This is a genomic window from Stenotrophomonas sp. STK17_22 (assembly GCF_051983905.1).
GTDB lineage: Bacteria > Pseudomonadota > Gammaproteobacteria > Xanthomonadales > Xanthomonadaceae > Stenotrophomonas > Stenotrophomonas maltophilia_A.
In genome coordinates this window covers 15,839-42,718 of sequence record NZ_CP197010.1, presented here as the reverse complement: position 1 = coordinate 42,718, position 26,880 = coordinate 15,839, and the positions used below count along the sequence as shown (strand labels likewise).

Sequence of the window (26,880 nt, the reverse complement as noted above, 5' to 3'; positions counted from 1 at the left end):
TGAATCCGGCGCCGCGAGCGCACTGCCGATGAGCCTGTTCCGCCCCCGCATGCTGCTGTCCGTCGCCCTGATCGGCCTGCTGGCCGGCTGCGGTGGCGACCCGGTCCGCCCCACACCGCCGCCGGCGCCGACCGTGGTGCCGCAGGCCAAGCCGGTGAAGATCGGCATCGCCCTCGGTGGTGGCGCAGCCAAGGGCTTCGCGCACATCGGCGTGATCAAGATGCTGGAGGCCAACGGCTTCGAACCGGCCGTGGTGTCCGGCACCAGCGCCGGCAGCGTGGTCGGTGCGCTGTACGCCAGCGGCATGGACGCGTTCCAGATGCAGAGCAAGGCAGTCGCCCTGGACGAAGCCAGCATCCGCGACGTGCGCCTGTTCTCCGGCGGCCTGGTGCAGGGCCAGAAGCTGCAGGACTACGTCAACGAGCAGGTTGCCAACCGTCCTGCCGAGCGCCTGAAGAAGCCGTTCGCCGCCGTCGCCACCCAGCTCGAGACCGGCGAGCGCTCGATCTTCGTGCGCGGCAACGTCGGCCAGGCGGTGCGCGCGTCCAGCAGCATTCCCGGCGTGTTCGAACCGGTGAAGATCGGTGGCCGCAACTACATCGATGGCGGCGTGGTCAGCCCGGTACCGGTGGATGCCGCGCGCCAGCTCGGCGCCGACTTCGTGATCGCCGTGGACATCTCCAGCAAGGCCAGCGGCAAGGCGCCGACCGACATGCTGGGCATCGTCAACCAGTCCATCTCGATCATGGGCCAACGCCTGGGCGAGCAGGAACTGGCACGCGCCGACATCGTCATCCGCCCGAAGGTGCTGGACATCGGCGCCGCCGATTTCAGCCAGCGTGGCACCGCCATCCTGGAAGGCGAAAAGGCCGCGATGGCAGCCATGCCGCAGATCCGCGCGAAGATCCAGCAGCTGCAGCGCGCACGTGCCGCGGCGGCCGCACCGGCACCGGTGGCCGCGCCGAAGTGCGAGGAAGCCTCGCGCCTAGGCAAGCTGATGGGCCGCAAGGACAAGTGCTGACCTGAGCCAGCGTGTCGCTGCCAGACAGCGACGCGCGTGCTAGCGCGCGGGCCGGTAACCGCTGGCCTGCTGCCGCTCGCGCCTGCGCTTCTGGCGCGCCTGCTCCTGCAGTGTCGCCGTATGCTGCAGCTGTTCCATGCCATCGCCCGGTACGTGCAGCTGGCGTCGCGCACGGGTCAGCGCCAGATAGACCGCGCGCACCGGATTGTGCCAGATGCGCCCGCCCTGCCCCGCACTGAAGCAACCGGGCGACAGCGAGACCACGTCGAACTGCAGGTTCTTCGCGTGTTCGGCCAGGCACAGCGCCACCCGCCCTTCAGCGGGCGTGTCCTGGTCATCGAGCGCTTGCAGCAGTGACTGCACCCGATCGGCAGACGCAAACAGTTCGACCAGCGCGCCCTGCCCTTCGTCGGCCTGCGTGGCCAGGAAGCGCTCCCATTCCTGGTCCGATGCGCTGTCGCGGCGCCGGCGCCACCCATCCAGTGGCCGCTGCAGCACGCTGCGCAGCGCGCGCAGCGATGCCGGATGCAGGTAGGGCCGCAGCCCGAGTGCGTGCAGCTGTGCCGCGTCCAGGGCCAGATCGGCGACGCTGCCATGGATGCGCAGGCCCTCGCTCGGCACCTGCGCCCAGTCGCGGTAATGCAGCACACCGGTGGCGCGGTCGGTGGCACCGACGAACGGCCCACTTTCCTGGCCCAGTCCATCCAGTGCCAGGGTCTGGTTGACCAGGCCCTCGACCTGGTTGCCCTGGCGCACCGACTGGTGCATTTCCAGCACCTTCGACGCGGCCCATCGCGGCACCGTACCGGTCAGGCACTGGTGCGGATCACCCAGGCTGACCGCGCCAGGCGCATGCGTGGCCAGCACCTGCTTCCACGACGGGCTCAGGTCGTGCGCCTCGTCCACCAGCAGCATGCCCATGTCCTGCGGCGGGGTGACGCCGCGCAGCGCCAGCCACTTGCCGATGTGCGCCGGGCTGAGGCTCAGCAGCGTGCCCCGCTGCAGCTCGGCGTCGAACATGCAGCGCCAGACGTGCTCGGCGGCCGCCATGTACAGCGACACATCGAGCATCGCAGCGGGCACCGAACGGTCGAAATGCTGGAACGCCAAGCCCGGGGCCGACGACGCGCACCAACGGTTGATGGCCTCGAACGCGGTCAGCAGCACCTGCTCCGGGCTGCGCCCACCGATGCCCTGCAGGCCGATGCGGCCGGCAATCTCGCGCGGCGTACGGGTGCTGCGCCGGTAGCTGGCAACGAAGCCACCGGTCTGGCCGCTGCGCGCGGCGTGCTGGGCCACGCGGTTGGCGAACTCGATCTGGGTCAGCAGGCGCACCGCAGTGCTGGTCGGCACGCGGGCGCGGAAGGCTTCCACCTGCCCACGCGAGGGCGCCACGTAGGTGTAGCGGCCCGGCCGCGCCTCCATCAGCGCCAGCACCAGGTGGCCCTTGCCGGTGCCGGCATAGCCATCGAGGTCGATCAGCTCATCGGGGTTGGCGGCGATGGCGCGCAGCACGCGGGCCTGCTCGGAGGTGTACAGGCCATGGTGCTCGGCTGACCGCGCATCCGCGGCGGCGACGTCATCCAGCGTGGCCTCGTCGTCGTCACTGGAAAAGGTGGCGGGAAAGCGGATCTCATGTTCGACCAGGGTTTCCTGGCAGGCCTGCTGCAGGGCCAGACCCGGGTACTCCCGTGGCGACTGCGCGATGACGTCCTGCAGGATCTCCGCCGGTGCCAGCAGCACGCCGTGGCCGGCCAATGCGCTCAGCCAGGCATCCAGTTCCGGTTGGCCACCGCCACCGGGCCCGGCCAGCTGTGCAGCCGCGCCTTCGTTGCCGGCAAACAACGCGCAGGCATCGTGCAGCAGGCGCTCGATCTCGGCCGCCGGATGCAGGCGCGTCCGGCATAGCTGCGCGGCCATCAGCCCGGCCTGCTCCACTGCGGTCTGCGGTGGCGTGCCATGGGCAACGTAGCGCGCCAGCGACTTGCGCTGCAGCGGCAGGAACGTGGCGGTAAGCACCGGGTGCTGGAGTTCGGGCATGCGTGGAACCGGAAAGGAACGCTGCGACGCGCGCAGGGCGGAGATGCTCGGCTACCCGCCCGGCGCCGTCAAATCGCAGCGGCGCGTTTATTCCAGCTGCGAAAGCGGCAATGCCTGGAAGCCCTTCACCGTGCGCAGCACGAAGCTGGAATTGGCATCGGCCACGCCGCCGGCATTGAGCAGCCGGTCCAGCAGGAAGTGCGAGAAGTGCTCCAGGTCGCGCACGTACACGTGCAGCAGGTAGTCCATGTCGCCGGTCAGTGCATGGCAGGCCACCACTTCATCCCAGCCCTGCACGCTGTCGACGAAGTGGCCGATGGCGGCCTGGTCGTGCTTTTCCAGCTGCACGCGCACGAAGGCCTGAAGGCCCAGGCGCAGCTGGCGCGGTTCCAGCCGCGCGCCATAGCCGACGATCACGCCCTCGCTTTCCAACCGCTGCAGGCGACGCAGGCAGGCCGAGGGCGAGAGGTTCACCCGTGTCGCCAGCTCGGCGTTGGTGGCGCGCCCATCCCGCTGGATTTCAGCCAGCAGACGTATATCCGTGCGATCGAACTGGACTTCTCCGGCCATTGTTGCCCCGCAACATGGTGAGTACGCAAGGATATTGCGCCAACAAGGCCAATCGACGCAACTTTTGCAACCCTGTTGCGCGCGCCCTGCCCTAGCATCGTGGGTATCTCATCCCGGAGTGCCCCATGGACCTCGCCCAGCCCCGCCGCGTCGAACACCAGCAGACCGACAAGGGCTACGTGCCGGTGTATACCACCGCGCTCGTCGAGCAGCCATGGGACACCTACAGCGCCGACGACCACGCCACCTGGAGCACGCTGTACCAGCGCCAGCGCGAGCTGCTGGTCGGCCGTGCCTGCCAGGAATTCCTGGATGCGCAGGACGAGATGGGCATGAGCGCGCACATGATTCCGCGCTTCGATCAACTCAATGAAGTGCTCGGCGCCGCCACCGGCTGGACGCTGGTGGGTGTGGAAGGCCTGCTGCCGGAACTGGATTTCTTCGACCACCTGGCCAACCGTCGTTTCCCGGTGACCTGGTGGATCCGTCGCCCGGACCAGATCGATTACATCGCCGAACCGGACCTGTTCCACGATCTGTTCGGCCATGTGCCGCTGCTGATGAACCCGGTGTTCGCCGACTACATGGAGGCGTACGGCCGTGGCGGCGTCAAAGCCCACGCGATCGGCCCGGATGCACTGCAGAACCTGACCCGCCTGTACTGGTACACGGTGGAGTTCGGCCTGATCGATACGCCCGACGGCCTGCGCATCTACGGCGCCGGCATCGTGTCGTCGAAGGGCGAATCGCTGTACTCGCTGGAATCGGCCGCGCCCAACCGCATCGGTTTCGACCTGCAGCGGATCATGCGTACCAAGTACCGCATCGATACCTTCCAGAAGACCTACTTCGTCATCGACAGTTTCGAACAGCTGATGCAGGCGACCTCGCCGGACTTCACCCCGATCTACGCGGCGCTGTCTGATCAGGCGCATCTGCCGGCGGGCGATGTGCAGCGCGATGACCGCGTGTTCCAGAAGGGCACCGGCGAAGGCTGGGCCGACGGCGGCGACGTGTAGGCGAACGGCACACACCGCTTCGTACTGAAAACGGCGCACCTGGATGCGCCGTTTTCGTTGCTGCCTGCCTGCACCGTCACGGCAGTGCAGGCGAGGGCAGGGCGATCAGGCGTCCACGGCCCGGCAGGAACCGCGCACCATCAGCTGCGGGTGCACGCTGGTTGCGGTCGGCGCATCCGGCACGTCGGCCTGCACCAGCATCGCCGCCGCCATGCGCCCGATGTCGGACACATGGCGGCGCACCGAGGTCAGCGGCGGCCACAGCCGCGACGCCAGTGGGCTGTCGTCGTAGCTGACGATCGACAACTGCTGCGGCACCGCGATGCCCGCACGCAACGCCACCTGATACACGCCGGCAGCCATTTCGTCGTTGCCGGCAAAGATCGCACTGGGCCGTTGTCCGCCCATCAGCAGCCGTTCGGCGGCATGCACGCCCGACTCGAACGTATCGCCCGCTTCCAGCACGCGTTCACCCGGCAGGGTCAGGCCCACCTGCGCCAGCCGGTCGAGGAAGCCATGGGTGCGCTCGCGTGCGGTACGGCGGTCACCCGGACCGGCAATCACCGCGATATCGCGGTGGCCGAGCGAGAGCAGGTAGCCCGCTGCCGCGGCTGCACCGTCGCGATCATGGGTGACCACGGCCTGTGCCTCGTCATCCGACACATGCGCGTTGATGCGGACGTAGCGGCATTCAATGCCGTCGAGCATCTCCGTCAACGCAGCTGACTCGGAGGCACGCGGGCCCAGGATCACGCCATGCAGCTTCTGCTGCTGCACGAAGCGCCGCACGCCGTACGCACAGTCCGGAGCCAGGCTGTCGCAGGGATGCACGACCAGTTCATAGCCGGTGCCGCGCAGCGCTTCCAGCGCGCCGTGCTGCAGGTCGACGATGCATTGGGCGCCCGGGTCGTCATACACCAGGCCGATCAGGAAGGAGCGGCGGAACGCGAGGCCGCGCGCCAGGGGGTCGGGCACGTAACCGACCTCGCGCATCAACGCCTCGACTTTGTCGCGGGTGTCTTTGCGCACCAGCGGCGAGTTGTTGATGATTCTTGAAACCGTTTTCTTGGAAACTCCCGACAGTCGTGCGATGTCGTTGATCGTGGCAGCCTTGCCCTTCGATGCCGGCAACGCGGCATCGCTAATAATTCGCACTGACATGTATAGAACCAGGTAAGTCGGAGAATTCTAGCCTTGCGCCCGTGGGGCGCGAAGTTGCGGAATGTCGCAGCGAAGATGGATCGCGTCGTGTTCGACCGCTTCTGCTGCGCGAGGTTCCATTGTGATCGCTCTACTTGATGTCCATCTGAACCGTTCTTCCGCGCGTGTTCACCTTGAATGCGGGCGCGACGCGCGCGAACGCCAACATTCCCTTAACCACGCTCCGCTACAGTCGGGGCATGGACCTGCAGACTTCTCCGTTTCCGGTGTTCCGTGGCCGCGACAGGTTGATCGCTGCGGTCGACGCAGCGATGACCTCCGGTGATGCCGAGCGCATCACCGCCGACCTGCAGCTGGCGCTGCAGGAAGCCATCGCGGACAGCCGCATCGAATTGCCCGAGTGCGTACACCGTCCGGTCAGTGATCATTACGCGCGACGCCCGCTGTACCACAGCCGCGAACACGGCTACAGCGTGATTGCCATGAGCTGGGGCCCAGGGCAGGGCACGCCGCTGCACGACCACGATGCCATGTGGTGTGTGGAGGGAGTGTGGTCAGGCGAGCTGGAGATCACCCGCTATGAACTGCTGGAGCGCAACGGTGAGCGCTGCCGCTTCCGCCGCCACGCCGTGCTGCGCGGGGGCTGCGGCAGTGCCGGCAGCCTGATTCCGCCGCACGAGTACCACACCCTGCGCAACGCCAGCAACGAAGCGCTGGCGATCTCGGTTCACGTGTACGAGGCGCAGATGGAGCGCTCGGCGGTGTTCGATCCACTCGGTGGTGACTGGTACCAACGCCGCATCCAGGCATTGCAGGCCGACCCGGCCTGAGCCGGGGGCAGGGCGGGGCACCACCAGCACCGTCGTGAGCCACGTGGCATCATGCGCCGCTGCGCTGCCGGACCCGGCGGCGATCCGCGATGCCCGGTCGGGCAAGGAGCAAGACGATGTCCAGCGCTGATCCGCGCCTGCGCGCGCTGTTGAAGCTGGCACCGGTGATTCCGGTGTACACCCCCGAAGATGTGAATGAAGCGGTCGAAGTGGCCCAGGCGCTGTTCCGCGGCGGCCTGCCGGTGATCGAAGTGACGCTGCGCACGCCGCAGGCGCTGGATGCGATCAAGGCGATGGTCGAGGCCGTGCCCGATGCGGTAATCGGTGCCGGCACCGTGCTCAACGCCGCGCAGATGCAGGCAGCGAAGGAGGCCGGTGCGCGTTTCGCGGTGTCCCCCGGTGCCACGCCGACGCTGTATGCCGCCGCGCGTGATGCCGACCTGCCGTACCTGCCTGGTGCCGCCACTGCCTCCGACCTGATCCTGGGCCTGGAGCACGGCCACGACACCTTCAAGTTCTTCCCGGCGGTGCAGGCCGGTGGCGCTGCGTTGCTGGCGGCCTGGCACGGCCCGTTCGCCGATGTGCGCTTCTGCCCGACCGGCGGCATCAGCGCGCAGACCGCGCCGCAGTTCCTGCACCTGCCCAACGTGCTGTGCGTGGGCGGCTCGTGGCTGACCACGCCGGCGCTGCTGCAGACCCGCGACTGGGATGCGATCGAGCGTCTGGCCCGCGAGGCCTCGGTACTGGCCGGCTGAACCGCTGCACGAATCGTCAAAGGTTTGATCGTGATCAAAGCGCCGGCCTCGAGCCGGCGTCATTCTGTGGGCAAGCGCACTACGGAGATCCGAACATGAATTCGACCATGAAGGCCGCCGTGGTGCGTGAGTTCGGCAAGCCACTGGTGATCGAGGAAGTCCAGGTACCGCGCCCGGGGGCGGGCGAAGTACTGGTCAAGATCGAGGCCTGTGGCGTCTGCCACACCGACCTGCACGCCGCCGAGGGCGACTGGCCGGTGAAACCGAACCCGCCGTTCATCCCCGGTCACGAGGGCGTGGGGCACATCGTGGCCGTGGGAGGCGGGGTAGGGCACGTCAAGGAAGGCGACAGGGTCGGCATCCCCTGGTTGTACTCGGCCTGTGGCCATTGCGAACACTGCCTGGGTGGCTGGGAAACGCTGTGCGAGACACAGCGCAACACCGGCTACTCGGTCAACGGCGGCTTTGCCGAGTACGCACTGGCCGATGCCAACTATGTCGGCCTGCTTCCGAAGGACGTGGGCTTCGTCGAGATCGCGCCGGTGCTGTGCGCCGGCGTGACCGTCTACAAGGGCCTGAAGGTGACCGACACCAATCCCGGGGACTGGGTCGCCATCTCCGGCATCGGCGGTCTGGGCCACATGGCGGTGCAGTACGCCCGCGCGATGGGCCTGAACGTGGCTGCGGTGGATGTGGACGACAACAAGCTGGCATTGGCCCGGCAGCTCGGCGCGCAGATCACCGTCAACGCGCTCACCACCGGCCCCGCCGCCTTCCTGAAGAAGGAAATCGGTGGCGCGCACGGTGCCCTGGTCACCGCGGTTTCGCCGAAGGCGTTCGAGCAGGCACTGGGCATGGTCCGCCGTGGCGGCACCGTCTCGCTCAATGGCCTGCCACCCGGCAATTTCCCGCTGGACATCTTCGGCATGGTGCTCAACGGCATCACCGTGCGTGGCTCGATCGTCGGCACCCGGCTGGACCTGCAGGAGTCGCTGCAGTTCGCCGCCGAAGGCAAGGTCGCGGCCACGGTCAGCACCGACCGCCTGGAAAACATCAACGACGTGTTCGCGCGCATGCATGCGGGCACGATCGAAGGCCGCGTGGTGCTCGACTTCGCCGCCTGACCGCCTGTGCATGGCCGCCGTCGCTCCGTCCCCCTCTCCCACGGACGCGGCGGCCATGCCTATCCCCCGGTGGTGCCGGCCGTTGGCCAGCAAACCCCAGTCGGTTCGGTAGTGCCGGCCGCTGGCCGGCAACCCGGGCACTCTGTGGCAGCCGTACAATGCGCGCATGCCCGACCTGCTCAAGACCCTGTTCCTGTCCCTCGTCGCCCTGATCGGCGGCGTGCTGTCGCTTGCGCTGGTCAGCAGCGTCGCCAGCTGGCTGCCCCCGCTGGTGGGCATGTCGCCGGACAACAACAGCGTGCAGCTGGGGTGGGACCTGGCCTTCAGCGTGCTCGGCGGCGTCGCTGGCATTTCCTTCGCCACCTACTACGCACCGTGCTGGCCGCGTTCGCATGGGTTCTCGATCTGGTCGTTGATCGCACTCGGATGCGGTTACGCGATGTGGAGCGCCGGCGCGGATTTCCCACTCTGGTTCGTCATTTCGCTGCTGGCATCGCTGCCGTTGCAGCTGCTGGCCGGCTGGTGGTTCGGTCGCCGCGCGTCGCGCGATCCGCGCTGAGCGCATCCAGGTAGTGCCGGCCGCTGGCCGGCAACCTCGCCCATGCTACAGGTGCCGGCCAGCGGCCGGCACTACCGCTTCAGCGACGGCAGCGTCTGCTTCAATCGCGCGATGCCCTGCCATGGGTCACCCTTCAGCCGCTTGGCACGCGCCAGCGCCTTGGCCATCGGAAACGCGTCGGCCGCGCTCACCCGCGCCAGTTCTTCCCAGCGCAGCGGCACCGCCACGCCGCCAGAATCGCGTGCACGCAGCGACCACGAGCACACGCTGGTGGCGCCTCGGGTGTTGCGCAGCCAGTCGATGAAGATGACGCCATTGCGCTTGGCCTTGCTCATCGTCGCCACGTAGCGGTCCGGCGCCTGCTCCGCCATCGCCTGTGCGAACGCCTCGCAGAATGCCTTGGCTTCGTCCCAGCCAGCCTTGGGCTGCAGTGGCACCACCACGTGCACGCCCTTGCCGCCAGACAGGCGTACGAAGCTCTCCAGACCCACCTGCTGCAGGCGGTCACGCACGTCGCGCGCACCGGCTTTCACCTGTGCCCAGCTGGCGCCGTCACCAGGGTCGAGATCGAACACCAGTCGGTCCGGATGCTCCGGGTCGGCCACGGTCGCACCCCAGGGATGCAGCTCCAGCGTGTTCATCTGCACCAGTTGCAGCAGGCCCCGCGCATCGTCGATGTAGACGTAATCCTCGCGGCCGCTCTTCTGCAGGAGGGGCACCGCATGTACCGCATCGCCCAGGCCGGGGCCATGATGCTTCTGGAAGAAGCAGGCCTTGCCGACGCCATCCGGACAGCGCAGCAATGACAGCGGACGTCCGGCGATTTCGGGCAGGATCCAGCGCGCCATGCGCTGGTAGTAGTCGGCCACGTCGCCCTTGCTCAGTTTCTGCTTTGGAAACACCGCCCGCTCAGGATGGGTGATCTGGACCTCACCTCCGGCTTCGGCATCTGCGCTGCTCATTCCCAGGTCCTCCTTCTGCTTGTCGCTGCGCAACCGCTTGAAACTGGCCTGGCGCAGCAGGCCTTCCTTGCCCCAGCCGCGGAACGCCACCTCCGCCACCGTCACCGGTTTCACCCAGCGTACGCTGGCGGCGCGGAACGGCACATGCGCCGGCAGCTGCAGCACCGGCGTCTTCACTGCCAAAGGCTGCAGTGCCTTGAGCAGCGCGCGCAGGCGCTCGTCGTCGAAGCCGGTGCCCACGCGGCCCACATAGCGCAGCCCGGCCTTGTCCGGCGTGGCCAGAAGCAGCGAGCCGAATCCCACCCGGGAACCCTTGGGTGCCGTATAGCCGACGATCACGAACTCGTCGGTGTCTTCGTGCTTCACCTTCACCCAGCTGCGCGCGCGGGTGTTTACGTACGGCGCATCCACCTGCTTGCTGACGATGCCTTCGAAGCCGGCCTCGCCGCTGGCATCGAACACCTGCGGCCCATGGTCGACCACGTGTTCGCTGAAGGCCAGTGTGCCGGGCGCCGGCCCGATGAGATCCTTCAGCAGCGCCTTGCGTTCCAGCAACGGCGCACGACTGATGTCCACGCCGGCCACACCCGGAAGATCGAACACGATGTAACGCAACGGTTGCTTCGAGCTTCCATCGATCACGCGCTGCAGTGCTGCGAAATCGCTGCGTCCTTCCTTGTCCAGCACCACCAGCTCGCCATCCAGGCGCGCATCGCGCACCGGTAGCGCCTGCACAGCCTGTACCACCTCGGGAAAATCGACCGTCCAGTCCAGGCCGTTGCGCGAGCGGAGTTTCACCTCGCCATCGTGCAGATCGGCCAGCAGACGATAGCCGTCCCACTTGATCTCATGCAGCCAGCCCTCGCCGTCGGGGGCACTGTCGCGATGATCGGTCAACTGCGGTTTGAACCCAAGGGGATAGGGCGTATCACGTGCGCCGTGCAGTTGCAGCGCGCGTGCATGCCAACGCGCATCGGCCTTGCGCGTGGTCGTGCGTGCGACGGGTGCAGCACGCGCCGCCTTCGCTGTGGAACGCTTCTTCGCCGCAGATGCTCGTTTCGGCGTGGGTGCCGTCAGCAGGTCATCCGCCTCCGCGTCGCGCGCTTCGCCGTCGTCGCGCTTGATCAGCAGCCACTGCACCTGACGCCCTTTCATTGCCGTACGCACCAGCTTCCAGCCACCGGCCAGGCGTTGCCCGTGCAGCACGAAGTCGATCTTTCCAGCCGCCAGCGCCTGCAGTGGATCGCCTTCACAGGCCCAGGTGCCGTGATCGAAGACATCCACGTGGCCAGCGCCATAGTGGCCTTCAGGAATGTCTCCTTCGAAACCGGCGTAGGACAACGGGTGATCTTCCACCTCCACGGCCAGCCGCTTCTCACCGACGCGCAGCGAAGGCCCCTTGGGCACGGCCCAGCTCTTCAGTACGCCGTCCATTTCCAGGCGGAAGTCATAGTGACGCGAGCTTGCGTGATGCAGCTGGATGACGAAGGTCGGCCGCCGCTTCGGATCGCCGCGTGCGGGCGTGTCGTCAGGCTCCGGCGTCTGCCCGGCGCCACCACCCAGTCTGCGCTTGCGCCGGTACTGGTGCAGCGACATGGTTCAACCTGCCTTGCGCCGCGTGGTCTTCTTTACGGCCTTTTTGGCGGCCTTCTTCACTGGCGACTTGGCGGCTGCTTTGCGCGTTGCGGCCTTCTTCGCTGGCGTTCGCTTGTTCGCATCCAGGCTCTTCTGCAGCAGCGCCATGAAGTCGACCACATTGGTACTGGCGTCCTCGCGTGGTGCGGGTTCATCTTCCACCCGGGTGGTGCCGCCCTTGGACTTGATGCGCTTGTTCAGTACCTGCTGCAGGCGCTCGCGGAATTCATCGTGGTAGTGCGATGGATCCCAGTCACCGGCCATCGACTCGATCAGCTGCTCGGCCATTGCCGTTTCCTTGCTGGTGATGCGGTAGTCGGAGAGTTTTCCGGTGGGCAGCTTGTAGTCCTCGGGATCCACCAGTTCCTGCGGATAGCGCAGGATCATCAGCACCAGCGCGTCCTCATGCGGCATCACCGCGCACAGGTATTCGCGCGTGCGCACCACCACCCGTGCGATGCCCACCTTGCCGGTGCTGCGCAAGGTCTCGCGCAGCAGCACGTAGCCCTTTTCGGCCTTCTTGCCGGGCACCAGCAGATACGGTTTCTCGTAGTAGCGTGGGTCGATCTGCGCCGCATCCACGAACGATTCCACCTCCACCGCTTCGTGGCTTTCCGGCGCCGCCGAACGGATATCACCTTCCTCCAGCACGACATAACTGCCCTTGTCGTACTCATAGGCTTTGACGATGTCCTTCCAGGGCACTTCCTCACCGGTGTCGGCGTTGACCCGTTCGAAACGGATCGGCTTGCGATCGCGGGAGTCGAGCATGCGGAACTGCAGATCGACCTTGCGTTCGCCGGACATCAGTGACACCGGCACGTTGAGCAGGCCAAACGACAACGTGCCGGTCCAGATCGGGCGGGCCATGGGCGCACCTTTGGCGGGGCAGGGTGCCCAGCGTGGGCCGGAGGGCGTAAACCAGCCGTGTCCGTGCCGTGCACGTGGGTTCTACGGAAAGCGGTAGTGCCGGCCGCTGGCCGGCTGAGGCTCGCGGACTGAAGTTTCCTGGGGTTGCCGGCCAGCGGCCGGCACTACTGCAGCAACGGCCTCACTGCCGCCGCCGGAATATGGTCCAGCGCACGCCAGGCGTCTTCCACCACCGGCCGCGCCTGTGACCAGCCCAGCCGCGACTGCCCGCGCATCTGTTCCCAGTGCTCGGCCAGTTCCTCGCAGGTATCGGCGGCGTCACCGCGCGGCCAGTCGGCAGCGTGGGTGGTCAGCGCGAAGGCATAGACCGGGCACAGATCTCGCCAGTTGCGATGGCTTTGCCCGCGACGTTCCTCGTAGTCAGTGAGCATGTATTGCAGGTAGTCCTGGGCCACCGCCTGCGGATCCTCATGGCGACGCGTGCGGCGCTGCGCGGTGCGCTGGCCGAGCGGATCGAGCAGGGCGTTGAACACGGACGGTGCGGGTCGTTCAAGACGGGGCATGGCCGGCTCCTGCAGCGGGGGCGGGTGGGCAGGAATACGCGCGGTGCCGTTACCGGGGGGTGAGCGAGATGTTCATGACGCCAGGTTCGCGGTGGCTTTACCTGTGGCGCGGTGTAGTGGGAACCCCCGAGCGCAGGTAGCCAGACCATGAGCCGAGAGACCTCCCGCGATCCGCTGCGCGCGAACCATCCGCCCATTCCCGGCGAGCAGCGCGGCAAACATGATGCCGACAATGCCGACTACCGCGGCACCGGCGCGCCGTTCTTCGATGCCGGGCACGCCGGAGAGCATCTGCCGGTGAAGCACGAGGCTGAACAGGCAGCCCAGGACCGCAAGGACGGCGGTGACCGCCATCGCGGCGGCCAGGAAAGCCCGCTCAAGCGGCGCGAACGCAAGCAGCGCGCCAGCGACAACCAGGACGAGGCGCTGGAGGAGACGTTCCCGGCCAGCGACCCGACCTCGCCGTTCGTGCCGGCCAAGGCCCCCGACTGACGGTAGCGCCGGCCGCTGGCAGGCAACCTCCTGACGTCCTGCACCGCGCGATGCCGGCCAGGGCCCCCGACTGACCGGTAGTGCCGGCCGCTGGCCGGCAACCTCCTGACGTCCTGCACAGCGCGATTCTGGCCAGGGCCCCCCGACTGACCAGTAGTGCCGGCCGCTGGCCGGCAACCTCCTGACGTCCTGCACGGCGCGATGCCGGCCAGCGGCCGGCACTACCCCTTCAACGCCACGACCATTGCAGGCCGATGTTGGCCCGCCGTCCCGGTCCCGGCTCGTAGAAGCGCCCGTTGCCATCGTTGACGATCACCGAGCCGATGTAGGCCTGGTCCAGCACGTTCTCCAGCCGGGCGAAGGCGCGCAGCTCGCCACCCGGCAGGGTCCAGCGACGGCCGGCTTCCAGATGCAGCAGGGCAAAGCCGGGCGCACGCTCGGTGGCCACGTCGTTGACCAAGGTATCGCTGCTGGCGGAGGCCTCCAGCGCCCACTGCCAGTCGGCGGGGGTCCACTGCAGCCTGGCGAAGGCCTGCTGGCGCGGCACACCGGGCAGGCGGCTGCCCGCGGCGACCACGCTGTTCGAGGTCAGGTACGGCGAGCGCACCTGCGCCTGCAGCCATGTCCATGCCAGCTGCAGTTCCAGCTGCTCGGCCAGCGGCTGTCGGTACTGCAGTTCCACACCCTGGCGGCGGGTGCGGCCGATGTTGCGATAGGTGCTGCGCCCACCAGAGTTGCTCGCAACTGCCAACTCATCGTCGGTATCTGCGCGGAACAGGCTGATATCAAGCTGGGTTCCGTCCTGTGCGTGCCATTTGCTGCCTATCTCCAGATTGCGGCTGCGCGCGGCCGCCAGATCCAGTGCCAATCCCGCCTGGCCGTCGGCGCGATACCCCAGCTCATTGAAGGTAGGCGTCTCGAAGCCCCGGCCCACGGCGGCGTGCAGCCGCCACTGCGGGCTGGCCTCGAAGCTGACACCTGCCACCGGCGTGGTTGCCTGATAGCGACGGTGGCCGCTGTCGTCCGGATTGCGCCCGGTGATGTAGCGGTCATTCGATTCGAATCGCACGGCGCTGTGGCGCAGCCCGGCCAGCAGCGACCAGCGCGGGCTCCACTGCCACCAGGCCTGGGCGAACTGGTCCACGTTCTGCACGACGTCGATCTGGTCACGACGCAGGCGCCCGCGCACGCCCACGGTGCTGCCGATGAAGTTCTCGTAGCCGGTGCGGTGCTGGCGCTGGCGGTCCGCACTGAGCCCGGCCACCAGGTCCAACGGTCGGCCGGCGAGGTCGCCATACCAGCCCCAGCGCGCGTCCAGTCCGCCATAGCCCGCGTCCAGATCGATCACGCCGCCCGCATGCAACGGGTTGGCCTGTGCGGTCGGCGGAATCGGCAGGTATTGGGTGACCTCACGCTGCCCGGCATAGCCCATCAGCTGCCAGCGCTGGGTGTCGGTTTCCCGGGTCCAACGCAACCCAGCCTGCTGCTGGCGCACCGATTTGCGGGTGTTGTACTGGTGCGCCACTGCCGTGGCCTGGCGCGGATCGGCCGCCACCTGGGAACGGCTCAGGCCCAGCGGATCCTGCGCATCGGGGGCATCGAGCGCGTTGAGCAGCAGCTCGAGCCGTCCACCGCCCAGATCACCACCAATACGTGCGTTGAGCGATTCACGGCGCGCGCGGCTATGGTCCCGCCAGCCATCGGTGCGGAAGTGATTGGCGGCGATGTTGTAGTCCAGCGCTTGGCCGGCACCCTTCAGTTGCGCGCCGACACTGAGCGTGTTGTCGGCGCCGGCGTTCACGCGCAGCCGCCACGGGTCGCCGGCCTGGCCCTGCGCGCTCCAGACCTGCAGCACGCCGCCGGAGGAATTGCCGTACAGCGCCGAGAACGGCCCGCGCAGCACCTCGATGCGTTCGGCGCCCAACAGGCTGGCATGCGACAGCTGGCCCTGGCCATCGGGCATGGTCGCCGGCACCCCGTCGATCAACGCCCGCACCCCGCGCACACCGAAGGTCGAGCGCGCACCGAAGCCACGGATCGACAGCTGCGTATCCTGAGCGAAGTTCTGCCGGTCGCGTGCCAGTAGTCCCGGTACGCCGGCCAACGCCTCGGACAGCTGCGCTCCGGTGCCCGCGCGGCTGGCGTCGATCCAGACGGTGTCCAGGCTGGCCGGCAGCGCGAACGGGTCGATACCCGGCACCCGCGCCGCCTGCACCTGCACGGCAGGCAGGGCGGTGGGCGCAGGCTCGGCCATGGCCGCCAGTGGCGACAGCAGCAGGGCGGACAACGGCAGGCAGTGGCGTCGTGCGGCGGGATTCATGATTCAGGTTGATGGATCGGGCGGCAACGCACGCCATGGTACGGGGCTGCGGATGACGATGGCGGCGGCCAGCCCCGGCAGGCTTTGTTACGATGGGCTGTTTCCGGCCGAAAAGCCGCAGACCGCGTGGCGCAATTCCTCCCCCTTTCCGTCTACCGAACGAGTACCGCCGTGTCCTTCTTTGCAAACGTGGAACTGGTCCCAGGCGACCCGATCCTGGGCCTGACCGAGGCGTACAACGCCGACAGCCGCCCGACCAAGGTCAACCTGGGTGTGGGCATCTACTACGACGAGAGCGGCCGCATTCCGCTGCTGCGCGCCGTCAAGCAGATCGAGCAGCAGCTCGCCAACGAGGCCAAACCGCGCGGCTACCTGCCGATCGATGGCCTGCCGGCGTACACGCAGGCCACGCGCGAGCTGGTGTTCGGCAAGGACTCGCCGCTGCTGGCCGCCGGCCGCGTCACCACCGCACAGACCGTCGGTGGCAGCGGTGCGCTGCGTGTCGGCGCCGATGTGCTGAAGAAGCTGCTGCCGCACGCCACCGTTGCGCTGAGCAACCCGAGCTGGGAAAACCACCGTGCGGTGTTCAGCGCCGCCGGTTTCGACGTGCTGGATTACACCTACTTCGACCCGGCCACCCATGGCGTCGATTTCGACGGCATGCTGGCCGACCTGGGCAAGCTGGACGCCGGCACCGTGGTGCTGCTGCACGCCTGCTGCCACAACCCCACCGGTGCCGACCTCACGGTCACCCAGTGGAAGCAGGTCGCCCAGCTGCTGAAGGACAAGCAACTGTTCCCCTTCATCGACATGGCCTACCAGGGCTTCGACAAGGGCATCGAGCAGGACGGCGCCGCCGTGCGCATCATCGCCGAAGCTGGCATCGACAGCTTCATCGTCGCCAACTCGTACTCCAAGTCATTCTCGCTGTACGGCGAACGCGTGGGTGCGCTGTCGATGGTGGCGCCGACCGCCGCTGACGCCAAGGCCGTGCAGTCGCAGGTCAAGCGCGTGATCCGCACCATCTACTCCAGCCCGTCCACCCACGGTGCCGCGCTGGTGGCCGGCGTGCTGACCAACCCGGAACTGCGCGCGATGTGGGAGCAGGAGCTGACCGAGATGCGCGAGCGCATCCACGCCCTGCGCCAGGGCCTGGTGGAGAAGCTGGCCGCTGCCGGTGCCCCGCAGTTCGGCTTCATCAACGAACAGGCCGGCATGTTCTCCTACTCCGGCCTGAGCCGCGAGCAGGTCGAGCGTCTGCGCGACGAGTTCGGCATCTACGCCGTCGGCACCGGCCGCATCTGCGTGGCCGCGCTGAACCAGAACAACCTGGAATACGTCGCCAAGGCCGTGGCCACCGTTGCCAAGGGCTGAAGCAACACTGCACTGGTTTGAGAACAAAGGCGCCGAAGGGCGCCTTTGTTTTTGCTCCTGCTTTGCCTTTGCCACACTCTCCGCACTCGCGGCGAACCCTGAAGCGCAGGGCGAGGAACACCGTGGCCAGGACCGTGAGGCGCATGGATGCGCCGATCGAGCCCCCATGGGTGAGGGCGCTTTGCCTGCGAAGCACTGCTTCGCAAGCGCCCGAACGGCCTGCCGCCAGCGGCTGGGCCGGACCCCGGAGGGGGGTTTACGGCGTGTCCTGGTCACGGTGTGCCTCGCCCTGCGCCTCCATGAAGGAGTGCGCCGACAGCGCAACGCATCTGGAAACGATTACGCCTTCCCGCGCTCACGCACGGCCCCGCCATACGGGCGACAATAGGCGTTTTCCCGCTGCCGAGACCTGCCCGACCATGTCCCGTACTTCGTTGACCCGCTTCCTGATCCAGGAACAGCACGCCGGCCGCATCAATGCCGACCTGCGCCAGCTGATCGCGGTCGTCGCCCGCGCCTGCACCAGCATCTCCATCGCCGTCAGCAAGGGCGCCCTCGGTGGCGTGCTCGGCGACGCCGGTACCGGCAACGTGCAGGGGGAAGCGCAGAAGAAGCTGGATGTGATCAGCAACGAGATCCTGCTCGAAGCCAACGCCTGGGGCGGCCACCTCGCCGCCTGCGCCTCGGAGGAAATGGACCACAGCCAGCCGGTGCCGGACATCTACCCGCGCGGTGATTTCCTGCTGCTGTTCGATCCCCTCGACGGCAGCTCCAACATCGACGTCAACGTCTCCGTCGGCACCATCTTCTCGGTGCTGCGCTGCCCGACCAATGTCGAACTGCCGGGCGACGACGCCTTCCTGCAGCCGGGCAGCAAGCAGATCGCCGCCGGCTACTGCATCTACGGGCCCAGCACCCAGCTGGTGCTGACCGTCGGCCATGGCACCCACGCCTTCACCCTGGACCGTGAGAAGGGCGAGTTCGTGCTGACCACCGAGAACATGCAGATTCCGGCGGCGACCCAGGAGTTCGCGATCAACATGTCCAACCAGCGCCACTGGGAAGCACCGATGCAGGCCTATGTCGGTGATCTGCTGGCGGGCAAGGAAGGCACGCGCGGCAAGAACTTCAACATGCGCTGGATCGCCAGCATGGTCGCCGACGTGCACCGCATCCTGACCCGCGGCGGCATCTTCATCTACCCGTGGGACAAGAAGGATCCGTCCAAGGCCGGCAAGCTGCGCCTGATGTACGAGGCCAACCCGATGGGCCTGCTGGTCGAACAGGCCGGCGGCGCCGCCTGGACCGGCCGCGAGCGCATCCTCGACATCCAGCCCGACCAGCTGCACCAGCGCGTGCCGGTGTTCCTGGGTTCGCGCGAGGAAGTGGCCGAAGCCGTGCGCTACCACCACGCGCACGACGACGCGCAGGGCTGATTGGCGGTTGCCTGACGACGGTCATGGCAGATCGATGACATGACCGTGGGGTGACACCGAGGGCGGCAAACGGCACCATCAAGCCGTTGCCGCCTAAGGAATGCACGCATGCACGAGCAGGGCCCGGTCGATTTCATCGAGGTCATCCACAACGCGGTCCCCAGCGAGGTCTGCGCGGCGATCGTCGAGCGCATGCGGGCGGCGCGTGGCCTGCAGCCCGGTGCCGTGGGCAGTGGCGTGTTCCCGGAACTCAAGCACAGCAAGGATCTGCGCATCAGCGGCCTTGATGGCTGGCAGGATGTGGACCATCAGCTGCAGCACGCGGTGTTCAACGGCCTGCTGACTTATCTACGCCGTTATCCACAGGCGTTGATCGCGCCGCTGATGTTGCAGATCCAGGACAGCAAGGGCCAACCGCGACGCCTGTCTGCCGAGGACTTCCCTGACATGCCGCAGCAGCAGCTGGCCGACCTGGCCCGCACCTGCCTGCGCCCGGGCGCCATCAACCTGCAGTGGTATGCGGCGGGCGAGGGCGGTTATCCGTACTGGCACTGCGAGCTGTACCCCAAGGATGCGCAGGCCGAGACCCTGCACCGGCATGTGTTGTGGACGCTGTACCTCAACGACGAATTCGAAGAGGGCGAAACCGAGTTCCTGTTCCAGGGGCGGAAGATCGCACCACGCACCGGCAGCCTGCTGATTGCGCCGACGGCGTTTACGCATACCCATCGTGGCAATCGGCCACAGGGTGGGGACAAGTTCATCGCGACGAGTTGGATCCTGTTCCAGAGTGCGCAGAAGTTATTTGGGGGGTAATGCGGTGCAGCAGCACATGTAACAACAGACCGCTACTTCCCTCTCACTGGGTGGGCCTGATCAAACGGTGAGGCGTCCGGGTCAGCTTTTCCCGTCCAGGCATCCAGTTGCCCAATGTCCAGTTCCGTTGTTCTAAATCTCTCAGAAACACGAGCAGGAATGTCACACTCTCCCCGCCATTCCAACGGGCTCTTCTGATCGAAGAGAGCGTCGACCTGAATATCAACGCGGCCCGGACTAGACGATACAATCGTAATCGTTCCTGACGATGCAGCGCCATAGCATCCATTCTTGCCCGCGAACGCACTGGGCCCGGTGCTACGGAATGCCTTGGCTATGCCATCCGCTATTTTGTAGGAATCGCCAGACTTTAGCCCGTCTGGCAACTCGACAGTGAGCTTCATGAAACTCGATCTATCGCTCCTCCACGAGGAATAGAATGTTCTGATTCCGAACACCTTGCGGTCGCCAGGGACGATCTGATGGCAATCGAAAAGAAGACGCCGACTATCGACCCGCAAACAGTCCTGAGCATTCATCGCCGCCTTATCGACGAAGAATCGAACACTCTTTGCTGCAGCTGCGTCGCCGCTGGGAATGGAAAACAGAAATGCACAGGCTGTCAACGTTAGAAAATTATTCACAGCTTTCTGTAGCAAGCTTGATCTTGGTAGCATTTCGGCTCGTTCTCCGCGCGGCCTCATCGTAGATTTCCTTGTGGCGCCCAGTGTACTTATCTCCATTTCCCGAGAGCACGCCTCTATTGCGATGGAGAACTTCATGGACGATGGTGTCATATAGCTCTCTCTTCTGAGCATCAGAAAGGACCTCAAGATACTGCTTGTCTAAGTAGAGCCTTCTGGTTACGTGATTGTACTGCCCGGCCACATTTCCCATATCCCTTACAAATGGGTCACGTGCAGGGAAATCAAGATCCGTTTCCGTTGCCTTCGCGAGTGCGTATAGGCGATCAATGTCCTCCTGAGTCAAACCTAGTGGATCAATGAAGTTTATTGGATTCCCTGAGACGTACGCGTAGGTATTCAATCCCCCCGCCAAGCCAATCGGATCACTCTGCACATACCGGCCAATGCTCGCGTCATAGTCGCGGAAGCCGTTGTACCAGAGTCCGCTTTCCGCGTCGTAGTACTGGCCCGGGAAGCCAATGTTCAACCCGCCAATCTCATCCTTCTGGACGCTACGTCCGTAGGCGTAGTTGTACGCCTTCCAGACGGTCTGCTGGCTTGGGCTGGTGACGAACTCCGGGCGTCCCAAATGATCGGTATGCACGTAATTGTGCTGCCCGCTGCGAGCAAGCCCAACCAGTTCACCTTCAAACCAGAAGTAGTTGGTCCACACCCCGTTGTTCAGCTCAGTCATGAGCTGGTTCTGGCCGGCGTAGAAGTAGCGGCTGTTGGTGGTCTGGTTGATCTTTGCAACGCGCTGCCCCTGCGCATTGAGCACGTAGTCAGTCGCAATGCCACCGATGTTGCTGCGGCTCATGCGATTGAAGGCGTCATACTCGTAAGTGCTGATCCGGCTGCCTGCGGTCTCGCTGATGCGGTTTCCCAATGCGTCGTACTGGTACTGACGGCTGCCGTCCTGGTTGGTGTAGTTCAGCACCCGGTTGCTCCCCGGGTCGATGCTGTATTGGGTCAGCTGATTTCCTGCCTGGTAGCGGTCGTGATTGCCGCCGGCATCGTAGGAAAGATTGTTGATGACACCGAAGCGGGTCAGCTTGGTCATACGACTCAACGCGTCGTAGCCGATCAACTGGGTCATGTTCGGGTCGACAGCGTCGACAATGGCGGTGATTTCGCCATCGCCGCTGTACTGATAGTCCCAATAGCTGACCTTGCTGCCATTGGGTCCCCAGACCGACATTGCGGTCAGCCGCCCCTCCTGATCGTGGTTGTAGCCCCGGGCAAGCCCGTTGCCGTAGGCCAGCCACTCATGCGCTCCCGTGACCTTCCAGTTTGCCTGGGAAATGATTGAGCACTGAGTCCCGTCGACCGTCGCCATCAACGCACTTGGTTTTCCTTGGGAGCCATATGTGTAGGTCGCCTTGTCACCGTTGGGATAGGTGATCTGGCTCAGGCGATTGATGCCGTCGTATCCATAGGTGGTGCTGTAGTCCGTCTTCTGACCAGACAGATCGGTGAAGTCGCGGCGTATCTGCAGCTGACCGTTCGGTGTATAGGCAAAATGGGTGGCGGTTCCGGGCCCTGAAGTGCCGCACAGTTGGCCTTTACCATTGCCGCACCAATCGTAGCTGTAACCCATTGTTCGGCCTTCTGCGCTCGCAGAAGTCATTCGTCCCAGACCGTCGTAGCCGAAGGAGACGACGCTGCCATCGGCCCGCGCCGTCGATGTCCGCAGACCTGCAGCATCGTACTGGTGCTGTGTCGTTCCCGTGTCCGGACTCACCTGTTTCCAAAGCTGGCCGAAACCATCGAATTCGTAGGTGGTAACGAGATTGCGGGGATCGCTCACACGGATCGGGCGATCTGCCAGATCGTAGGCAATCTGGGTCGTGCCCCCGGCGGCGTCGATTGATTTGATCAGGCGTCCACGCGGATCGTAACTCATACGGGTGACGCGATTCTGCGAATCGGTCACCTGGGTGACTCTCCCCTCTGCGTCGTAGACGTACCTTATGCTTCTTCCCTGCTCAGTGCTCTCGGATATCACACGCCCCAACTCGTCGTACTGATAGTTCACGGAAGAGACGATGGTATTTAGCCCCATCATGGCCAAGGCAATTGCGGACATGTCTTTTGGGCCTTCCTTAGCGTGGCTCTTCGCAGAATTTCGGGTTGCAGCTACCCTTGTCGTTTTCCGCCCTTACCGTCACCTGTGCCTGCGGCCCCCAAGAGGTGGGCCCAGATGCCAACTGGCCCATATACCCGAATTGCGCAACACCACTGCCGGTGTTCACGGGCGAGACGATCACGGTGAATGTGGCTACAGCGCCTGGTGCGACCGGAGACGAAAGCCCGATGGCCTCGCTGGTCCGCAACGTCCTCAGGACCATATAGGTATCGCTTGGATTCCAGATGACATTGCCAGTGTTCCGGAACTGGAATGTCACGCTGGATGACTGGCCATTGAAGATATGAGGCGCCGAGGTTGATGCGGAAACCAGCTCGGCGCTACGCACCACAGCAGGTACGGTAAAAGCACCTGAGCGATTGATGGTCAGGTTCGGACCGCCAACAGGCGAGATACCGTGCACGTATAGTGCTTTGCCTCCGTGATTCGATCGTACGTTGCCGTCAAGAGGAATCTTGAACCAATAGGCACTTCCGCGTGCCTGACACGCGTTGGCAACGTTTCCGTCGGTGGCCAAGTTGGCGCGGCTCGAAGCGACGAATGTACCGCCACCAGCTGCGCCACCGGCATAGACGTGTACGTCGATCGAGGCGTCCACGCCAGCTGAGCAGGCCCAGCCTTCAATGAAGAAGTTCCAGTTGCCGTCCTGGGTCACGCCGCCGATGTCACCAACGATGTTTGCAGTTGGAATCGCAAACACCCCTGAGTTCGCGAGCGGTCGATCCTGGCCGCGGCCCTGCGGAGATTGGCCGTAGACGGAGAATTTGCGACCGCCCAACTGTTGCCTCTGGGCTAGCGATATCGGCAACTGATACCTATAGGCACTACCTGATGCTTTGCAAGCCGCAGCAACACCTGGCTCGCTGGCAAGGTTTGCCTGAGTGCTACCCAGATAGACGTTGCCATCGGCGTAACCGTCCACCTGGATTGACCCAGCCGAGCCGGTGGAGCAGGCCCAGCCACGTACGAACCAGTTCCACTGCGCATCATGGGTGATTTCGTCAATCACGCCGCTCACCACCGAATCCAGCGGATAGTCGGTTTGTGAAACCTCGGTGCGCGTGCGATTGGAGGCGTTGTTGTAGCTATGACGGGTCCACGCCCACTTGCCGTCCCCCATCGAACGGACTTCCTGTGTCAGGCGGCGCCCTGCATCGTAGCCGTAGCGGACTGTTACGCCATCAGGCTGGGTAAGCGAGGCGATGTCACCTGCAGCGGTGTAGCCAAAGGCGGTCGTCGCCCAGCCGGTTCCCGAACTGGTTCTGTCGAATAGAACGCGGCCGCGGCCGTCGTACGTCAGCTCTCGCACACCACCGTTCGCGTTGACGATGCGCCCCGGCAGCCCAAGTCCGTTGTAGTTGGAATAGCTGATCGTGTGACCAAGCGCGTTGGTGACACTGGTCAGATCGCCCTGACTGTTGAATACGGAGGTGACGTCGTCCTGCGCAAGCGGTCCATCGACTTTGATGGAGGCCTTCAATCCGTTGGGGTGATAGGTATACGTGCTTCGGGTCACTCGCGTCTGGCTGGGCACTCCACGTGCCGTCAGATTGCGCTCGGTTGCGCTGGCCACGTTTCCGCGATCGTCATAGGAGTAGGCAACTTCAAGATCACCCACCACCGTTGTCTTGAGGAGTCGGTTGCGGGTGGTATCCCACTCCTGCAACGTTGTACGTTCGGCCGAGCTCCCGACCGCTTCCACCCGCTTCAGCAGGTAGCCCTGTGCGCTGTAGTCGAAGTTGGTCAGATTGTCCTGGAAATCATGGACCAGATCCGGATATCCGTTGGCGTCATAACTCTGCTCCTTGTAGCTGGCAGGGCAGTTCGGCGACGGATCACCCTTGGTCGATACCATCTTTCCGTCCTTGAACGTGTAAGTGGTGCTACGACCAAGAGGGTTGATCACAGTGACATCAATATCGACGGGCCGCGTAAGGCTCGGCGCAGCGGCGGCCGTCATACCGAGAGCGCTCTCCATCGGCAGCGAGTCAACAGGCAGCGAGCGCGGTTGATAGCAGATCCGTGAGCCTCCGGTGCGCTGTTCGCACCATCCACGCTCTTCATCGGCACGGATACCGCCGGGTCGAGTCGGAGCGGGGGGCGGAAGCACCGGTTCGGTGCTGCGTACGGCGTAGCTGAAGCGGAACCGCTCAATGCCACCGTTGTGCTCTGTGCTGATGGCGCGGCGCTCCGCGTCGTACGCAAACGTGGAATAGCGCACGTCATTAAAAGACTTGCCAGTCAGGGCACCCGGGAAGCGGGCATCTTCGTAGTGGTAACTGATCTTCGTTGCAGGTGTGCCAGGCAGCGTCGTGCTGGCGAGCCGCCCACGTCCGTTCCCGAACACATTGGGGGTATAGGTGTAGCGATAGATGTTGCCGGCCGGGTCGGTCACCTGGGAGACCTGTCCATTGGTCCAGCCAAAGCTGATACTGCGTCCCGAGGAGTGGGTGACCTTCTGCAGGTAGCGATCGGTATAGGAGAACGTCCAGCTCACACCTTGCTCATTGCTGAGCCGGGTGATGTAGCCCTCGGCGTTGTAGATTTCCGTCCCGTTGTTTTCGTTTCGAAGCGTGAACGTGCCGTCTCCGTTCGCGGCGAGATACGCGATGGGCTGGGCCTTGTCCTCGTACCAGCGGCCGCTGGCTGGATCCTTGAGATACTTGATGCGGCGACCGTCGGGCCGTTGTACCCACGCCAGCTGGTTTGCATCGGTGAACGCGAGCGAATAGTCGAAGTTGCTCAGCCAGTGATTGCCGAACAGACCGGTCGCGCTCCAGTAATGATTGTAGTTGCGCTGCAGGAACAGGCCCATTTCGCCCTGGCTGGCGAAATCGAGTTCCGGCTCGACCTTGTTGCCGCTGTAGAGCACGACAGGATTGCCCTTGCGGCCATTACAGTCCTTCTCCTTGTCATCGGTCGGCTGTTCCTTCGCCGTTTCGGTCGGAATTGCACCGCCGCCACCGCCATTGTCCATCTGTGACTCGGACAGGTGGACACCACTGCCGCCGCCAAATCCAAAACCGCCTGCACCGCCACCTCCAACAGGGAGCGTGGCGGTGACTTGAACGGTTTCGAGGGTGTTCGCCGCGGTTGCCAATGTCATCGGCAGGGAAAGCAGCGGCAGAAGAAGAAGACGGGACTGCAGGGTGTTCCGTGTTGCAACGTGCGTCATGCGTTTGCCTAGCTCCTCATCCGAGACCGACTCATTCAGTCATCGGGAATTCATGTTTGTGACGAGTGTATGACGGCGCGAAGGGATGGTGCAATGACATGGGTGTTCTTTTTCATGCATTGCCCATCGATATGGCAAGCACAGCCCAGCGCGACAAGTCATTGATGCGTTCGACAGTAGTTGTACGCGTCTTAGAAGAGCGACCCCTGCGGCGAATCCTTCCTCGGCGGCAACGGCTTCAGGAACCGGCTGCAATCCAGCTTCGGCCAGTGGCTGTTCTGCGCATTGAAGCCCAGACGTTTGCGCGCCAGCTTGAAGCGGTTGTTCAACAGATCGGCATACACGCCCTGGCCCCGCATGCGCGTGCCGAACTGGCTGTCGTAGTCCTTGCCGCCGCGCAACTGCTGGATGGTACTCATCACATGTGCGGCGCGATCTGGATGATGGGTGTCCAGCCACTCGCGGAACAGCGGCGCCACTTCCAGTGGCAGGCGCAGCAGCACGTAGCCTGCGGTGCTGGCACCGGCATCGTGTGCGGCCTCCAGCACGGCTTCCAGTTCGCTGTCGTTGATCCACGGGATCACCGGCGCCACCATCACACCCACCGGAATGCCCGCTTCATGCAGGCGCTTCATCGCACGCAGCCGTGCATGCGGCGCCGACGCGCGTGGCTCCAGCTTTGCGGAGAGATGCGGGTCCAGCGAGGTTACCGAGAAATGCACGCTGACCAGGTTCTCCGCCGCCAACGGTGCAAGCAGATCGATATCGCGCTCGACCAGCGCGTTCTTGGTGATCAACGAAAACGGATGCTTGGTTTCCAGCATCACTTCGATCAACTGGCGGGTGAGTTTGAACTTGCGCTCGATCGGCTGGTACGCGTCGGTGTTGATGCCCAGCGCGATCGGCTGCGGCACGTAGCCCGGCTTCGACAGCTCCTTGCGCAGCAGCTGCGGCGCATTGGTCTTGGCGAACAGCTTGGTCTCGAAGTCCAGGCCTGGCGACAGGTTCAGATAGGCGTGCGAGGGTCGCGCGAAGCAGTACGAGCAGCCGTGCTCGCAACCGCGATAGGGATTCACGGATTGACTGAAGCCGACGTCCGGCGAGTTGTTGCGGGTGATGATGCTGCGCGCGGTTTCGGCGCGCACTTCGGTGCGCAGGCGAGGGGCGAGGAACTCTTCGCTCTCGTCGACCGCCCAGCCGTCGTCCACCGCCTCGCTGACGGTGCTTTCAAAGCGCCCGGCAAGGTGGGACGTGGAACCTCGGCCCTTGATCGCAATACCCATTGCGGCAGGGTACGTCGTGGTTGTCTCAATGGCTGCGACGGCC

20 protein-coding genes are annotated in these 26,880 nt (G+C 65.1%); 10 read left to right on the top strand and 10 right to left on the bottom strand.

Translation table 11 applies throughout. The annotated features are described in order from the left end of the window. Positions 1 to 28 precede the first annotated feature (28 nt). Positions 29 to 1,021 carry a patatin-like phospholipase family protein gene (locus ACSYS9_RS00170; protein WP_049399033.1) on the top strand — a complete coding sequence of 331 codons (993 nt, stop codon included), beginning with the start codon at positions 29 to 31 and terminating at the stop codon, positions 1,019 to 1,021. A gap of 39 nt (positions 1,022 to 1,060) precedes the next feature. Here the strand turns inward: ACSYS9_RS00170 and ACSYS9_RS00165 are convergent, their stop codons facing one another. After that, positions 1,061 to 3,061, bottom strand: a complete 2,001-nt coding sequence (locus ACSYS9_RS00165) for a hypothetical protein (protein WP_071228652.1) — start codon at positions 3,059 to 3,061, stop codon at positions 1,061 to 1,063. Between the two features lie 87 nt (positions 3,062 to 3,148). Then, a complete protein-coding gene (locus ACSYS9_RS00160; protein WP_004153377.1) occupies positions 3,149 to 3,631 on the bottom strand; it encodes an Lrp/AsnC family transcriptional regulator in 483 nt (160 codons plus the stop codon). A 125-nt stretch (positions 3,632 to 3,756) separates the two neighbouring features. On the opposite strand from ACSYS9_RS00160, the gene phhA reads away from it, so the two are divergent. Then, positions 3,757 to 4,650: a phenylalanine 4-monooxygenase gene (gene phhA, locus ACSYS9_RS00155; protein WP_071228653.1), complete on the top strand. Its 894-nt coding sequence runs from the start codon at positions 3,757 to 3,759 to the stop codon at positions 4,648 to 4,650. A 105-nt stretch (positions 4,651 to 4,755) separates the two neighbouring features. Here the strand turns inward: phhA and ACSYS9_RS00150 are convergent, their stop codons facing one another. After that, complete coding sequence (locus tag ACSYS9_RS00150; RefSeq protein WP_032129266.1) at positions 4,756 to 5,811, bottom strand: LacI family DNA-binding transcriptional regulator; 1,056 nt, start codon at positions 5,809 to 5,811, stop codon at positions 4,756 to 4,758. A 239-nt stretch (positions 5,812 to 6,050) separates the two neighbouring features. Between ACSYS9_RS00150 and ACSYS9_RS00145 the strand changes: the two genes are divergently transcribed. The 4 genes from ACSYS9_RS00145 (at position 6,051) to ACSYS9_RS00130 (ending at position 9,079) form a co-directional block, all read left to right on the top strand. Beyond that, on the top strand, positions 6,051 to 6,641 hold the full coding sequence (locus ACSYS9_RS00145; protein WP_049399007.1) for a cysteine dioxygenase family protein: 591 nt from the start codon (positions 6,051 to 6,053) through the stop codon (positions 6,639 to 6,641). A 116-nt stretch (positions 6,642 to 6,757) separates the two neighbouring features. After that, complete coding sequence (gene eda, locus ACSYS9_RS00140) at positions 6,758 to 7,396, top strand: bifunctional 4-hydroxy-2-oxoglutarate aldolase/2-dehydro-3-deoxy-phosphogluconate aldolase (protein WP_071228654.1); 639 nt, start codon at positions 6,758 to 6,760, stop codon at positions 7,394 to 7,396. Positions 7,397 to 7,491: 95 nt separating this feature from the next. Then, complete coding sequence (gene adhP, locus ACSYS9_RS00135; protein WP_440568714.1) at positions 7,492 to 8,520, top strand: alcohol dehydrogenase AdhP; 1,029 nt, start codon at positions 7,492 to 7,494, stop codon at positions 8,518 to 8,520. Between the two features lie 166 nt (positions 8,521 to 8,686). After that, the gene (locus ACSYS9_RS00130) at positions 8,687 to 9,079 is read left to right on the top strand and encodes a hypothetical protein (protein WP_071228656.1); all 393 of its coding nucleotides are present in this window, start codon (positions 8,687 to 8,689) and stop codon (positions 9,077 to 9,079) included. 71 nt (positions 9,080 to 9,150) lie between these two features. Here the strand turns inward: ACSYS9_RS00130 and ligD are convergent, their stop codons facing one another. The 3 genes from ligD to ACSYS9_RS00115 form a co-directional block, all read right to left on the bottom strand. Beyond that, positions 9,151 to 11,637, bottom strand: coding sequence for a DNA ligase D (gene ligD, locus ACSYS9_RS00125; protein ID WP_071228657.1), 2,487 nt, complete (start codon positions 11,635 to 11,637; stop codon positions 9,151 to 9,153). A 3-nt stretch (positions 11,638 to 11,640) separates the two neighbouring features. Then, a complete protein-coding gene (ku, locus tag ACSYS9_RS00120; RefSeq protein ID WP_071228658.1) occupies positions 11,641 to 12,546 on the bottom strand; it encodes a non-homologous end joining protein Ku in 906 nt (301 codons plus the stop codon). A gap of 164 nt (positions 12,547 to 12,710) precedes the next feature. Beyond that, positions 12,711 to 13,109 (bottom strand): hypothetical protein, encoded by a 399-nt coding sequence (locus ACSYS9_RS00115; protein ID WP_071228659.1) that lies wholly within the window; start codon positions 13,107 to 13,109, stop codon positions 12,711 to 12,713. Positions 13,110 to 13,256: 147 nt separating this feature from the next. Here ACSYS9_RS00115 and ACSYS9_RS00110 point away from each other — a divergent pair, with 147 nt between their 5' ends. Continuing rightward, a complete protein-coding gene (locus tag ACSYS9_RS00110) occupies positions 13,257 to 13,601 on the top strand; it encodes a hypothetical protein (protein ID WP_071228660.1) in 345 nt (114 codons plus the stop codon). A gap of 229 nt (positions 13,602 to 13,830) precedes the next feature. On the opposite strand, the gene ACSYS9_RS00105 is transcribed toward ACSYS9_RS00110, so the two are convergent. Beyond that, positions 13,831 to 15,921 (bottom strand): TonB-dependent receptor family protein, encoded by a 2,091-nt coding sequence (locus ACSYS9_RS00105; RefSeq protein ID WP_071228661.1) that lies wholly within the window; start codon positions 15,919 to 15,921, stop codon positions 13,831 to 13,833. A 171-nt stretch (positions 15,922 to 16,092) separates the two neighbouring features. Here ACSYS9_RS00105 and ACSYS9_RS00100 point away from each other — a divergent pair, with 171 nt between their 5' ends. From ACSYS9_RS00100 to ACSYS9_RS00090, 3 genes are all read left to right on the top strand, one after another. After that, on the top strand, positions 16,093 to 17,295 hold the full coding sequence (locus ACSYS9_RS00100; protein ID WP_071228662.1) for an amino acid aminotransferase: 1,203 nt from the start codon (positions 16,093 to 16,095) through the stop codon (positions 17,293 to 17,295). 419 nt (positions 17,296 to 17,714) lie between these two features. Then, on the top strand, positions 17,715 to 18,731 hold the full coding sequence (locus ACSYS9_RS00095) for a class 1 fructose-bisphosphatase (RefSeq protein WP_049402951.1): 1,017 nt from the start codon (positions 17,715 to 17,717) through the stop codon (positions 18,729 to 18,731). Between the two features lie 108 nt (positions 18,732 to 18,839). After that, a complete protein-coding gene (locus tag ACSYS9_RS00090; protein WP_033833520.1) occupies positions 18,840 to 19,547 on the top strand; it encodes a 2OG-Fe(II) oxygenase in 708 nt (235 codons plus the stop codon). Between the two features lie 636 nt (positions 19,548 to 20,183). Here the strand turns inward: ACSYS9_RS00090 and ACSYS9_RS00085 are convergent. The 3 genes from ACSYS9_RS00085 to ACSYS9_RS00075 all read right to left on the bottom strand — a co-directional run bounded on the left by ACSYS9_RS00085 (position 20,184) and on the right by ACSYS9_RS00075 (position 26,837). Continuing rightward, positions 20,184 to 22,319, bottom strand: a complete 2,136-nt coding sequence (locus tag ACSYS9_RS00085; RefSeq protein WP_256201281.1) for an RHS repeat-associated core domain-containing protein — start codon at positions 22,317 to 22,319, stop codon at positions 20,184 to 20,186. A 16-nt stretch (positions 22,320 to 22,335) separates the two neighbouring features. Next, complete coding sequence (locus ACSYS9_RS00080) at positions 22,336 to 25,554, bottom strand: DUF6531 domain-containing protein (protein ID WP_256201283.1); 3,219 nt, start codon at positions 25,552 to 25,554, stop codon at positions 22,336 to 22,338. A gap of 191 nt (positions 25,555 to 25,745) precedes the next feature. Further along, positions 25,746 to 26,837, bottom strand: coding sequence for a PA0069 family radical SAM protein (locus ACSYS9_RS00075; RefSeq protein ID WP_071228663.1), 1,092 nt, complete (start codon positions 26,835 to 26,837; stop codon positions 25,746 to 25,748). Between the last annotated feature and the right edge of the window lie 43 nt (positions 26,838 to 26,880).